Below are 11,862 nucleotides of genomic sequence, written 5' to 3' on the forward strand. Positions count from 1 at the left end.
CTCCGGGCCGGGGCTGGCGCTGAAGGCCGAGACCATCGGCCTGGCGGTCGCCACCGAGCTGCCGCTGGTCGTGCTCGCCGACACCGGGCTGGGACTGCGCCGCCTCGGCGCGGCGTTGCGGGGCGCGGGCCCGGACCACGTCGTCGCCGTCCCCCGGGGGCTGTGGCTGGCCCGGGTGACCGGTGTCCCCGGCCGGCGGCACCCCCTCGACGGCCAGGGGATCCGGGAGCTGCTGGCCGATGGCGCCGGCACCGCCCTGCCGCCGGAGCCGACCGACGACGACGCCGACGGCGCCGTGCTGTTCACCTCCGGGGCCACCGGGCCGCCCAAGGGGGTGGTCTACCGCCGCCGGACGCTGGGCCACCAGCTGGCGCAGGTGCGGCACGCCTTCGACCTCGGCCCCGAGGACCGGCTGGTCGCCGCGTTCGCGCCGTTCGCCCTCTACGGCCCGGCGCTGGGCATCCCCTCCGCCGTACCGGCCATGGACGTGACCGCCCCGCACACCCTCACCGCGGCCGCGCTGGCCGATGCGGTCGCGGCCGTGGACGCCAGCGTGGTGTTCGCCTCCCCGGCCGCGCTGCGCAACGTGCTCGCCACCGCCGAGCGGCTGACCGCGGACCAACGGGCGGCGCTGCGCGGGCCCCGGCTGCTGCTCTCCGCCGGGGCACCGGTGCCACCGGCGCTGCTGCGCCAGCTGCGGGAGCTGCTGCCCTCGGCGCGCACCGAGTCGCCGTACGGGATGACCGAGGTGCTGCCGGTCGCCAGCCTCGACCCCACCACCGGCCCGGACGCCGGGGACGGGGTCTGCGTAGGGGCACCGCTGCCCGGGGTGACGGTGCGGGTCGCGCCGCTGCACCCCGACGGCCGCAGCAGCGAGGAGCTGGTGTCGCTGCCGGGAGTCACCGGCGAGCTGGTGGTGCGCGCGGCCCACACCAAGGACCGCTACGACCGGCTGTGGGCGACCCAGCAGGCCAGCGCCCGGCCGCCGGGGTGGCACCGCACCGGTGATGTCGGGCACCTGGACGGGCAGGGCCGGCTCTGGGTGGAGGGGCGGCTGTCCCACGTGGTGGCCACCGCCGACGGGCCGGTGACGCCCTACCCGGTCGAGGCGCGGGTGAGCGCACTCCCGGACGTGGCCGACGTGGCGCTGGTGGGCGTGGGTCCTCGCGGTACCCAGCAGCCGGTCGCCGTCGTGGTCCCGCAGGCTCGGGTGGGCCGGCGCGCGACCGGGCTGGCCGGTGCCGAGCTGGCCGCCCGCGTCCGCACGGCCGCACAGCTGCCGCTGGCCGCGGTGCTGGTGAGCGACTGGCTGCCCGTGGACGTCCGGCACGCCTCGAAGGTCGACCGGGCGGCGCTGGCCGGCTGGGCGGCCCGGCTGCTGCACGGGCCGAGGTCCGAGGAAGCAGCCCGGGCGAGGGCGGGTGGACGGGCGCCGAGCCGGAGGAGCCGCTGATGCGGGTCCTGGTCACCGGCGCCAGCGGAATGCTCGGCGGGGCCACCGCCGACCTGCTCGCCGAGCGTGGTCATGACGTGACCGTGCTGCAGCGCCGCGCCTCCGGCGGCCCGCACCGGGAGGTTCGCGGTGATGTCGCCGACCCCGACGCTGCGGCCCGCGCCGCGGCCGGGCAGGACGCGGTCGTGCACCTGGCGGCCAAGGTCGACGTCGTCGGGGACTGGGAGGAGTTCGCCCGCACCAACATCGAGGGCACTCGAGTGCTGCTCGAGGCGGCGCGGACCGCCGGAGCGCGGCGCTTCGTGCACGTCTCCTCGCCCTCGGTCGCCCACGCGGGCCACTCGCTGGTGGGTGCCCCGGCCGGGCCGGCGGACCCGGTCGCGGCCCGGGGCGACTACGCGCGGAGCAAGGCCGTCGCCGAGCTGCTCGCGCTCGGCGCCGACGGCCCCGGTGACGACTTCCGGACCACCGCAGTCCGCCCCCACCTGGTCTGGGGGCCCGGGGACACCCAGCTCGTCGGGCGGATCGTGGCGCGGGCCAGGGCAGGGCGGCTGCCGCTGCTGGGACGCGGCACCGCCCTCATCGACACCACGGTCGTGGACAACGCCGCTGCGGCGCTGGTGCGGGCACTGGAACGGATCAGGCACGTGCGCGGCCGCGCCCTCGTGGTCACCAACGGCGAGCCACGGCCGGTCGGCGAGCTGCTGGCCGACATCTGCCGGGCCGCCGGCGCGCCGACACCGCGGTGGCACGTCCCCGCGCGGGTCGGCTGGCTCGCCGGTGCCGTGGTCGAGGGCGTGATGGCCGTGGACGGCGCGCTTCCCGGGCCGCGCCGGCTGACGGACCCGCCGCTGACCCGGTTCCTGGCCGAGCAGCTGAGCACGGCGCACTGGTTCGACCAGCGGCAGACCCGCGAGCTGCTGGACTGGCGACCCCAGGTCAGCATCGAGGCGGGGCTGGCACGGCTGGCCGCTGCCAGGGACGGGCAATACCGTGGGACCCACCACATCGTCCCGTGACACCAGCAGGGGGTGCCGCGATGCACGAGTCCACCACCGGCCGCGGGCTGCTGTCGACCGCCGCGGTCGGCACCGGTGCCCTCGCAGCGAGCGGGGCGCTCGCGGTCGCGCTGCTGGGCATCGAGATGGAGGTGGCCCGGCGCACCATCGGTGAGGAGCCGGGTCCCGGCTACGCCGACGACGGCCGCTACGGGGCCGGCGCGGGCCAGCCGTACCGGATGCTGCTGCTCGGCGACAGCATCGCCGCCGGCGTGGGCGCCGGCAGCCCGGCGAACACCATCGGCGCGATCGTCGCGACGGGGGTGGCCGCGCTGAGCGGGCGGCCCGTCGAGCTGCGCAACGTCAGCCGCAGCGGCGCGGTGTCGGCGAAGCTGCCCGGCCAGGTCCGGCGCGGCCTGGCGGCGGCTCCGGACACGGACGTCGCCGTCATCATGATCGGCGCCAACGACGTCAAGGAGCGGGTGCCGCGCGAGGTCGCGGCCGGGCATCTGCGGGACGCGGTGCTGCGGCTGCGGGAGGCAGGGGCCGAGGTCGTCGTCGGCACCTGCCCCGACCTGGGGACGGTGCGGCCGGTCCTCCAGCCGCTGCGCACGCTGATGCAGCGCTGGAGCCGGCAGCTCGCCGAGGCCCAGACCGTTGCCGTGGTCGAGTCCGGCGGCCGTGCGGTCTCCACCGGCGACCTGCTCGGTGCCGCGTTCCGGGAGGCGCCGCTGGAGCTGTTCAGCGACGACCGGCTGCACCCGTCCGCGGCCGGCTACGCCACGGCGGCGGCGGCACTGCTGCCCAGCGTGCTCGACGCCCTGCAGCTGCCCACCGCGGACAGCGGGCGCGCCCCGGACTACCTCCGCGGCGAACGGGTGGAGCCGCTGCAGCAGGTGGCCCACCGCAGCGTCCGCGACCCCGGCACCGAGGTGTCCGGGGCCGAGGTTGAGGGCCGCGGCTGGAGCGACCTCGGTCGCTGGGCGCGGCTGCTACGGCGGCACCGCCCGGGCGCCGCCCCGACCCCCGAGACCGCACCGACCGGGGAACTAGACTCGGACGGCACCCCGTCCCCATCCCTGGAGGAACCATGGCCGAGGCCGTCATCGTCGCCGCCGCCCGCACCCCCATCGGTCGGGCCTTCAAGGGCTCGCTGACCTCCGTGCGGCCGGACGACCTGGCCACCGGTGTCGTCCATGCCGCCCTGGAGCAGGTGCCCGAGCTGGCCACCGAGGAGCTGGACGACCTCTACCTCGGCTGCGCCGAACCGTGGGGTGAGCACGGCTCCAACATGGCCCGGGTCGTGGCCGTGCAGCTGGGGCTAGACCAGCTGCCGGGGGCGACGATCAACCGGTTCTGCGCCTCCTCGGTGCAGACCACCCGGATGGCCTTCCACGCCATCCGCGCCGGCGAGGGCCACGCGTTCGTCAGCGCCGGTGTGGAGTGCGTCTCCCGCTACGCCGACTTCGCCGGTGCCGGCGCCAGCAAGGAGGAGTGGCAGAACCCGAAGTTCGCCGGCGCCCGGGAGCGCACCGCCGAGACCGCCCGCACCAACCGCACCTGGGCCGACCCGCGCGAGGAGGGCTGGCTGCCCGACATCTACATCGCGATGGGCCAGACCGCCGAGAACGTCGCCACCGTCCGCGGGGTCAGCCGGCAGCGCCAGGACGAGTGGGGCGTGACCAGCCAGAACCGCGCCGAGGCGGCCATCGCCGCCGGAGTGTTCGACCGGGAGATCGCCCCGGTCACCCTCGACGACGGCACCGTGGTGTCCCGCGACGACGGTCCCCGTGCGGGCGTGACCTACGAGAAGGTTGCCGCCCTGGACCCCGTCTTCCGGGAGGACGGCACCGTCACCGCCGGCAACTGCTGCGCCCTCAACGACGGCGCCGCGGCGCTGGTCGTGATGAGTGACACCCGGGCCCGCGAGCTCGGTATCACCCCGCTGGCGCGCGTGGTCTCCACCGGCGTCTCCGCGCTCTCCCCCGAGATCATGGGGCTGGGGCCGGTGGCCGCCTCCCGGCAGGCGCTGGCCCGCGCCGGGATGAGCATCACGGACATGGACCTCTACGAGATCAACGAGGCCTTCGCCGCCCAGGTGCTGCCCAGCGCCGACGACCTGGGCATGGACCTGGACCGGCTGAACGTGCACGGCGGCGCGATCGCGCTGGGCCACCCGTTCGGCTGCACCGGTGCCCGCATCAGCACCACCCTCATCAACGCGCTGCGCTCCCGCGACGGCCAGTTCGGCCTGGAGACGATGTGCGTCGGCGGCGGGCAGGGCATGGCCATGGTGATCGAGCGGCTCTCCTGAGCGGTCGCAGCCGGGAGGCGGCTACAGGCTGCGCCGCAGCGCGGTGAGCCGCTCGGCCAGCGGCACCGGGTCCAGCCCGGCGGCGGCGTGGTCGTGCACCATGACCCGCAGCTGGTCGATGACCACCGCGGGCCCCAGGTCGGGGACGGGCGTCACCGGCAGGCCCTGGGCGGCTGCCCCCTCGTCCGCCAGCTGCTGCACCAGCGCCCGCACGGCCGGGACATGAGCGAGCGCGTGGTCCAGCGGCAGCTGCTGCCACCGCCGGGCCACGCGCTCCAGCTCGGCGCCGACCGCCTCGCGGGCCGGAACGGCCCGCTGCGGCTCGGGCGTCACGTCACTCGCGGTTGAGGATCATGAACAGGCGCAGGAACTCGATGTAGAGCCACACCAGGCTGGCGATCAGGCCGTGGCCCATCAGCCACGAGTACTGCTGCGGCGCGCCGGCGGCGATGCCCCGGTCGATGGAGTCGAAGTCGATCGCCAGCGAGTAGGAGGCCAGTCCCACGCCGAGGATGGAGATCAGGATGGCCAGCCCGCCCATGCCGTAGACCCCCAGGCCGTCACCGGCGCCGAAGATCCACCCGGCGGCCAGGTTGACCATGAGGAACACCAGGTAGCCCATCGCGGCCATGCCGAAGATGCGGCGCGACTTGCTGGTGACCTTGATGAAGCCGACCTTCCAGCCGAGGAACATCCCCGCGAAGGTGGACAGCGTCGCCAGCACCGCCGAGGTCACCACGCCCGGGTAGAGCATCTCGAACGTGACGCTGACCGCGCCGATGAACAGGCCCTGCAGGACCGCGTGCACCACGATGAGCGGGACGTTGACCCGCTTGCTGAAGCCGATGGCGAAGCTCAGCCCCAGCGAGCCGAACATGCCCAGCAGCCAGACCGGCATCGCCAGGCCCGGCCGGGCACCGACGAAGAACCAGGTGGCCGCGCCGCTGACCAGGACCAGCCCGAACAGCGCCAGCGACTTCATGACGACGTCGTCCAGGGTCAGCCGCCCGGTCTGCGCGGGACCGGCGGGGGGCGCCTGGTAGATCTCCTCCAGCTGCTGCGGGGACGCCGTCTGCGACGGTCCGTAGCCGGTCGGTGCGATCTGCTGTCCGCGCGGCGCACCGAACCCGGCGTAGCCGCTCGCCTCCCTGTCGATCCTGTTGAACACCGGGTTGGTTGCCATGTCGGCCCTCCATGGGTCGCACGAAAGTGGGTCTCACCAGGATAGACGCCCGGGAGGCCCGTCGTGTTCCCGGGTTCGGTGCGGCGCGTCCTGCCGGGGGCGTGGTCGTCCACCAGGGGGTTCCCGTCCGGGCGCAGGGACGCTAGGCTTCCCGGGCCAGGGGGAGGCGGTGCGACCACGACCGGTCGGACCGGTCAGTCGAGAGGAGCGGTATGCGGTCGCCTCTGCGCCGCCAGTCCCCCCGGGGCGTCCCCGTCGCGGTGACGGCACTCGTCCTCGGTGCCGCGCTGCCGGCGTCGACCGCGGTCGCGAGCACGGCCGCCGCCCCACAGGCCCCCGCCGCGATCGCCGCCGAGGCGGCCCCCACCGCCCCTACCCGGGGGCACGGCGGCGAGGTCGGCAGCTACCCCCGCAAGACCCGGCTGACCGAGCCGCGGGTGGACTCCCAGGACGCCTCGCTGCCGCTGGGCCTGGCTCCGTACCACGCGCTGGCCCGGGAGCTGAACGAGCTGCAGGCCAGCTCGGACCGGGTCTCCGTCGAGGTGATCGGCACGACCGTCACCGGCCGCGAGCTCTACCTGGCCACGCTGACCGCCCCCGAGACGAACGGGGAGGGCGCCCGGCAGGCCCGGATGGCCGAGCGGATCCGGCACCAGCCGGCCCAGGCGGCCCGCGACCAGGCGCTGCTGCGCGACTACAAGGCACCGGTCCTGGTCAACGCCAACATCCACGGCAACGAGTGGGACGGCACCGACGCCGCGCTCCGGCTGCTGCGCGACTACGCGACCACCGAGGACCCCGCCAAGGTCCACGACCTCGAGCACACCCGCATCCACCTGGTGCTGTCCGCCAACCCCGACGGCCGGCACGGGAACACCCGCCGCAACGCGAGCGGCTTCGACCTCAACCGGGACTTCATCACCGGCAGCCAGCCGGAGACCAGGGCGCTGCGCGCCGCCATCATCCAGACCCAGCCGCTGCTGCTGCTGGACCTGCACGGCTACGTCAACGGCACCCTCATCGAGCCGACGACGCCGCCGCACGGGGAGGCCTACGAGTACGACCTGTTCCTCAAGCACGCCTACCGCAACGGGCTGGCGATGGAGCAGGCGGTGCTCGACCTGGGGCTGACCGTGGCCGGTGACGGAGTGCGCGCGCCGCAGATCCCGTTCCGCGACTGGGACGAGGGCTGGGACGACTGGCCGCCCATCTTCACCCCGCAGTACGCCGCCTACCACGGTGCGGTGGCCCACACCATCGAGCTGCCGCTGCGGGTCAACAACCGCGAGTACACCTCGCAGCCGGAGGAGGAGCTGCAGCGGCGGGCCGCGATCAACACGGACGTCGCGAGCGCCGCGGTCGCCGCGTCCCTGGGCTACGTCCGCGAGCACCGGGAGCAACTGGTCGCCGACCAGATCGAGGTGTTCCGCCGCGGGGTGGCCGGGGAGCCGCAGCGGCCGGTCGACGAGTCGGTCGCGCCGGGGGTGGGTCCGGAGGACGTGTACACGACCGAGTTCCCCCGCGGCTACGTGCTGCCGGCCGGTGCGGACCAGCGCTCGGCGCAGGCGGTCGCCGCCCTGGTCGACCACCTGGTCGTCAACGACGTCGAGGTGGTGCGGGCGCGGAGGCCGGTCACGGTGGCCGGGCAGCGCTACCCGGCCGGCTCCTACGTGGTGGACCTGCACCAGGCCAAGCGGGGGATGGCGCACACCATCCTCGGCCCCGGGTCGGACATCTCCGGTCGCGTGGACGCGATGTACGACATCTCGGGCTGGAGCCCCGGCCTGCTCTGGGGCGCGGACGTGGTCACCGTCCCTGCGGGCACCACGCTGAAGGTCGTCGGCGAGCCGGTCGCAGCGGCCGCCGCCACCGGCGAGCTGCCGGCTGACCAGGGTGACCTGCGGCTGGAGCTGCTGGACCCCGTGGACGTGCAGGCGCTGTCCTCGCTGCTGGAGGCCGGCGTCGCGGTCCGCTGGCAGGACGACGGCTCGGTCATCGTGGCGGCCACGGCGCGGGAGGAGGCCGCGCGGGTCGCCGAGGACTACGGCGCCTCGTTCACCAGCGCGGAAGCCGGCGGCGGGGTGCCGCTGGACGGCTTCTCGGTCGCGGCAGCCGCGACCGAGGAGGAGCTGTGGGCGCTGCGTGAGATGGGCCTGCAGGTCACGCCGGTGGACACGGCAGCCCTCAACGACGGGTTCGCGTGGTCGGGCGTGGACGCGCTCTACGTCTCCTCCGGACTGGACTGGAAGGACCTGGACGAGCAGGCGCGGCAGGCCCTGGACGGCTACCTCGACGCCGGTGGCGGACTGGTGGCCCGCGGCCGGGCCGGCGTGTCACTGAACGACGCCACCGACCTGCTGGAGGTGGCCGCCGAGCACGGCCGCCGGGACGCCAACGGGGTGGTCGACGTCGACAACGCCGACTCGGCGATCGCCGCTGGCTCGCCGGAGCACGCGTTCGTCTACGCGCCGACGTGGTTCACCGAGCTCGGTGACGAGGTCACCGTCGAGCGCCGGCTCGCCGCCGAGCAGCCGCTGGTCAGCGGGCACTGGCGCCCCGACTCCTCCGGTGCGGGCGGGCCGGACCAGGCCGCGGGTGAGGCCGTGGTGGTCAGCGGCGTCGACGAGGACGGGGCCCGGGTCGCGCTGTTCGGCACCGAGCCGCTGTTCCGGGCCCATCCCAAGGGCCAGTTCGCCACGGTGGCGCGGGCGCTGCTGTGGTCGTCGGTCGAGGAGTGACCGCCTGGGTCCGATCACGCGGTCACGAGTCTGGGTAGGCGCGGCGGGCCTCACCGCAGGTGTGCCCCCGGGCCCTGACCGCTGCCGGTCACGGCGGAGCAGCGCCGGGGGCAGCGACGCCTGCGGCAACACCCTCAGCCGGGTCGCTCAGCACCACGGGGCGTGGGCCTGGGTGCATCGGGTACCCCCGACGGGACTCGAACCCGCACTGCACCCATTTTAAGTGGGCTGCCTCTGCCGGTTGGGCTACGGGGGCCGCTCTAGACTAGTCGGCGCACGGACCGGGCTGGGCCGGCGGCGCTACAGCCGGGCGAGCACCGCGTCCAGCATCTCCTCGGTCAGCTTGCCGGTGAAGGTGTTCTGCTGGCTGACGTGGTAGCTGCCCAGCAGCCGGACCGTCCGCCCCTCCGGCGTGCGCAGCACCGCCTCGGCACCGTGGCCGAACCGGGGCCGTGGCCGGGGGACGTCCCAGCCGCTCTCGCGGGCGGTGCGCAGCGTGGCCTGCCAGCCGATCGACCCCAGCGCGAGCACCGACCGCAGCCGTGGCGCGGCCAGCTCCAGGTCGCGCGCCAGCCACCCCGAGCAGGCGGCCCGCTCCGCAGCGGTCGGCTTGTTGGCGGGCGGGGCGCAGCGCACCGTGGCCACGATCCGCACGCCGTGCAGGGCCAGACCGTCGCCGGCGTGGACGCTGGTCGGCTGGCTGGCGTAGCCGGCCCGGTGCAGCGCGGCATAGATCCAGTCGCCGCTGCGGTCGCCGGTGAACATCCGACCGGTCCGGTTGGTGCCGTTGGCCGCCGGGGCCAGGCCCACGACCAGGATCTCGGCCGCCGGATCCCCGAACCCGGGTCCAGGGCGTCCCCAGTAGGGCTGGTCGGCGAACGACGCGCGCCGGCCACCGGTCGCCACGTCCTCGCGCCACCGCACCAGCCGCGGGCAGGCCCGGCACACCGAGACCCGGGCGTCCAGCTCGGCGGCGTCAGCCGCCGAGGCCGCCAGCCGATGCACCTGCTCGGGGGTGCGCGCGACGACGGTGTCCGGACCAGCGGGGTCGCCAGGCCAGCCGGTGCCCGGGGGCACGGGGGAGGGGAAGGGACGGCCGGTGAGGGGGTGCGGGTCGGTGCGCTCGGGCTGGGTCACGGCAGCTCACCACCGTGCAGGGCCGGGCTCATCGGGCCAGCGAGAGGGCGATCCCGTCGAGGATGTCGCTCTCGGAGGCGCGCACGGTGCGCAGGTCGGCGTCGTGGGCCACCCGCTGCACGATGCTGCGCCAGATCAGCGCGCCGGCGCCGATGACGTCGACCCGGCCGGGGTGCATGTACGGCAGCGCCGCCCTTCGCTCGCGCGTCATCCGGACCAGGTCGGTGCAGGCGTGGACGACGTCCTCCACCGGCAGCTCGGCACCGTGGATGCGGTCCCGCCGGTAGCTGTCCAGCCCGAGCGCGTGCGCGGTCACGGTGGTGATGGACCCGGCCACTCCGATCAGGCACCCCACCTCCTGCAGGGCGACCTCCTCGGCGGCGCGGTCCAGGGCGGCGGTGATGTCGCCCAGAGCGGGCCAGACCTCCTCCTCCCCCGGCGGGTCGACGTGCTGCAGGTGACGCTCGGTCAGCCGGACGCTGCCGATGGCCAGCGACACCGCCTCGTCTGCCTCCGCCTGCCCGCGCACCAGCTCGGTGGAGCCGCCGCCGATGTCGGCGACCAGGTAGGGGCCCGGCGCGCTCCCCTCCGCGCGCAGCGGAGCGGTGGCACCGACGAAGGACAGCCTGGCCTCCTCGTCGCCGCTGATCACCTCCGGCAACGCCCGGAACTCGGCGAAGGCCCTGCCGACCCCGGCGACGAACTCGTCGGCGTTGTCGGCGTCCCGGGTGGCCGAGGTGGCGACGAACCGGACCGCCTCGCACCCGGCGTCCCGGCAGGTCTCGGCGTAGCGCTCGGCGACGGCGAGGGTGCGGCCGAGCGCCTGGTCGTCCAGGTGCCCCGTCGCGTCCACGCCCTGGCCGAGGCGCACCACCTCCATCTCGCGGGTGACCTCCCGGAGCACCGGGACGTCTCCGGGCCCGGGGACCAGGTCGGCCACGAGCAGCCGGATGCTGTTGGTCCCGCAGTCGACCGCACCCACCCGGGTCATGGTCCCGCGCCCTCCTCGTCGTCGCTGGTGGTGCAGCACCCACCCTGCCACCAGTCCGGTAGCGCCGCGAGCGCCTCGTCCCCGAGCGGGTTCACCCCGGGTCCCGCGGCCAGCGCGTGGGCGACGAGGACGTGGAGGCACTTCACGCGGGTCGGCATGCCGCCGGCGGACACGCCGGCGATCTCGGGGACGTCGGCGAGCTCGCCGCGGGCGGCCAGGTAGTGCTCGTGGGCGGCGCGATAGCCGGCGGCCAGCTCGTCCTCGCTGGCCAACCGCTCGGTCATCTCCCGCATCAGGCCGCTGCTCTCCAGCGTCGAGGTGGCCGCGGTCAGCCGTGGGCAGGTGGCGTAGTAGGTGGTGGGGAACGGCGTGCCGTCGGGTAGCCGCGGGGCAGTGCGCACCACGGTCGGACACCCGCACGGGCAGCGGTGGGCGATCGCCACGACCCCGCGGGGCTCCCGGCCGAGCTGGGCCGCCACCACCTGCAAGTCAGCAGGGGTCGGCGCCTGCTGGACCCGGGTCCCCGGGTGCCGCTGAGGCGGCGGTTGGACGACGTCGCCCTCCCGGGCGGCCGGGCGCTCAGCGCTGGCCACCGTCGTCCTCGGTCACGCCCTCGTTCGCGCTGCGCACCGACTCCCACACCTGGCCGTACCAGGGCCGGTGCTCGGCCACGTCGTGGGTGACCGACGCCATCCCGGGCACCGGCTCGGTCAGCTGCTCGCCGGTGTCGTCCAGCACGGTGAACGCGGTCTCCCCCTCGCGCACGAACCGGAGCCGCTCCCGGGCCTGCCGCTCGATGAACGCCGGGTCCTCCCACTGCTCCAGCTCGGTCTCGAGGTCGGCGATCTGCTGCTGCTCGGCGCGGATCTCGGCGCGCAGCTCGTTGATGTGGGCCCGCTCCTCCAGGTAGCCGCGCAGCGTGGGGGTGAGGAACAGGGCGATGAACCCCAGCAGCAGCACGAGCACGCCCAGCCGCCAGATCTGGGTGGGCCGGCCGCTACCGCCACGCCCCGAGGGGCGCGCCGGCGTCGCCGGAGCCGGGCGCGTT

At 75.3% G+C, this 11,862-nt stretch carries 11 protein-coding genes and 1 tRNA gene; 5 read left to right on the forward strand and 7 right to left on the reverse strand.

Annotation, left to right across the window (positions count from 1 at the left end; translation table 11 throughout):
* From GFJ45_RS12715 to GFJ45_RS12730, 4 genes are all read left to right on the forward strand, one after another.
* A partial coding sequence (locus GFJ45_RS12715; protein ID WP_153397790.1) for an AMP-binding protein occupies positions 1–1,453 on the forward strand: 1,453 nt, incomplete at its 5' end.
* On the forward strand, positions 1,453–2,472 hold the full coding sequence (locus tag GFJ45_RS12720) for an NAD-dependent epimerase/dehydratase family protein (protein ID WP_153397792.1): 1,020 nt from the start codon (positions 1,453–1,455) through the stop codon (positions 2,470–2,472). The genes GFJ45_RS12715 and GFJ45_RS12720, both read left to right, overlap by 1 nt.
* 20 nt (positions 2,473–2,492) lie before the next feature.
* A complete protein-coding gene (locus tag GFJ45_RS12725) occupies positions 2,493–3,608 on the forward strand; it encodes an SGNH/GDSL hydrolase family protein (protein WP_153397794.1) in 1,116 nt (371 codons plus the stop codon).
* Positions 3,542–4,765 carry an acetyl-CoA C-acetyltransferase gene (locus GFJ45_RS12730; protein ID WP_153397797.1) on the forward strand — a complete coding sequence of 408 codons (1,224 nt, stop codon included), beginning with the start codon at positions 3,542–3,544 and terminating at the stop codon, positions 4,763–4,765. Before GFJ45_RS12725 ends, GFJ45_RS12730 begins: the two co-directional genes overlap by 67 nt.
* A gap of 21 nt (positions 4,766–4,786) precedes the next feature.
* Here the strand turns inward: GFJ45_RS12730 and GFJ45_RS12735 are convergent, their stop codons facing one another.
* Positions 4,787–5,098, reverse strand: coding sequence for a hypothetical protein (locus tag GFJ45_RS12735; RefSeq protein ID WP_153397799.1), 312 nt, complete (start codon positions 5,096–5,098; stop codon positions 4,787–4,789).
* 1 nt (position 5,099) lies between these two features.
* On the reverse strand, positions 5,100–5,948 hold the full coding sequence (locus GFJ45_RS12740; protein WP_153397801.1) for a Bax inhibitor-1/YccA family protein: 849 nt from the start codon (positions 5,946–5,948) through the stop codon (positions 5,100–5,102).
* 212 nt (positions 5,949–6,160) lie between these two features.
* Between GFJ45_RS12740 and GFJ45_RS12745 the strand changes: the two genes are divergently transcribed.
* Positions 6,161–8,686, forward strand: a complete 2,526-nt coding sequence (locus tag GFJ45_RS12745; RefSeq protein WP_153397803.1) for a M14 family zinc carboxypeptidase — start codon at positions 6,161–6,163, stop codon at positions 8,684–8,686.
* A gap of 182 nt (positions 8,687–8,868) precedes the next feature.
* On the opposite strand, the gene GFJ45_RS12750 is transcribed toward GFJ45_RS12745, so the two are convergent.
* The 5 genes from GFJ45_RS12750 to GFJ45_RS12770 form a co-directional block, all read right to left on the reverse strand.
* Positions 8,869–8,942, reverse strand: a tRNA-Leu gene (locus GFJ45_RS12750).
* 44 nt (positions 8,943–8,986) lie between these two features.
* Positions 8,987–9,823: a uracil-DNA glycosylase gene (locus GFJ45_RS12755; RefSeq protein ID WP_153397805.1), complete on the reverse strand. Its 837-nt coding sequence runs from the start codon at positions 9,821–9,823 to the stop codon at positions 8,987–8,989.
* Positions 9,824–9,851: 28 nt separating this feature from the next.
* Positions 9,852–10,814, reverse strand: a complete 963-nt coding sequence (locus tag GFJ45_RS12760; protein ID WP_153397807.1) for a Ppx/GppA phosphatase family protein — start codon at positions 10,812–10,814, stop codon at positions 9,852–9,854.
* Positions 10,811–11,302, reverse strand: a complete 492-nt coding sequence (locus tag GFJ45_RS12765) for a DUF501 domain-containing protein (protein ID WP_228386970.1) — start codon at positions 11,300–11,302, stop codon at positions 10,811–10,813. The genes GFJ45_RS12760 and GFJ45_RS12765 overlap by 4 nt, the downstream gene beginning before the upstream one ends.
* A gap of 91 nt (positions 11,303–11,393) precedes the next feature.
* The coding region (locus tag GFJ45_RS12770; RefSeq protein ID WP_153397811.1) for an FtsB family cell division protein at positions 11,394–11,862 on the reverse strand (469 nt) is incomplete at its 5' end.

Origin of the sequence: Ornithinicoccus halotolerans, assembly GCF_009602535.1 — a bacterium.
Classification (GTDB): domain Bacteria; phylum Actinomycetota; class Actinomycetes; order Actinomycetales; family Dermatophilaceae; genus Ornithinicoccus; species Ornithinicoccus halotolerans.

Bases quoted from the DNA above. Each gene is read 5' to 3' on its own strand.
- GFJ45_RS12720 (WP_153397792.1), top strand. From the start codon at position 1,453: ATGCGGGTCCTGGTCACCGGCGCCAGCGGAATGCTCGGCGGGGCCACC.
- GFJ45_RS12725 (WP_153397794.1), top strand. From the start codon at position 2,493: ATGCACGAGTCCACCACCGGCCGCGGGCTGCTGTCGACCGCCGCGGTC.
- GFJ45_RS12730 (WP_153397797.1), top strand. From the start codon at position 3,542: ATGGCCGAGGCCGTCATCGTCGCCGCCGCCCGCACCCCCATCGGTCGG.
- GFJ45_RS12740 (WP_153397801.1), bottom strand. From the start codon at position 5,948: ATGGCAACCAACCCGGTGTTCAACAGGATCGACAGGGAGGCGAGCGGC.
- GFJ45_RS12745 (WP_153397803.1), top strand. From the start codon at position 6,161: ATGCGGTCGCCTCTGCGCCGCCAGTCCCCCCGGGGCGTCCCCGTCGCG.
- GFJ45_RS12760 (WP_153397807.1), bottom strand. From the start codon at position 10,814: ATGACCCGGGTGGGTGCGGTCGACTGCGGGACCAACAGCATCCGGCTG.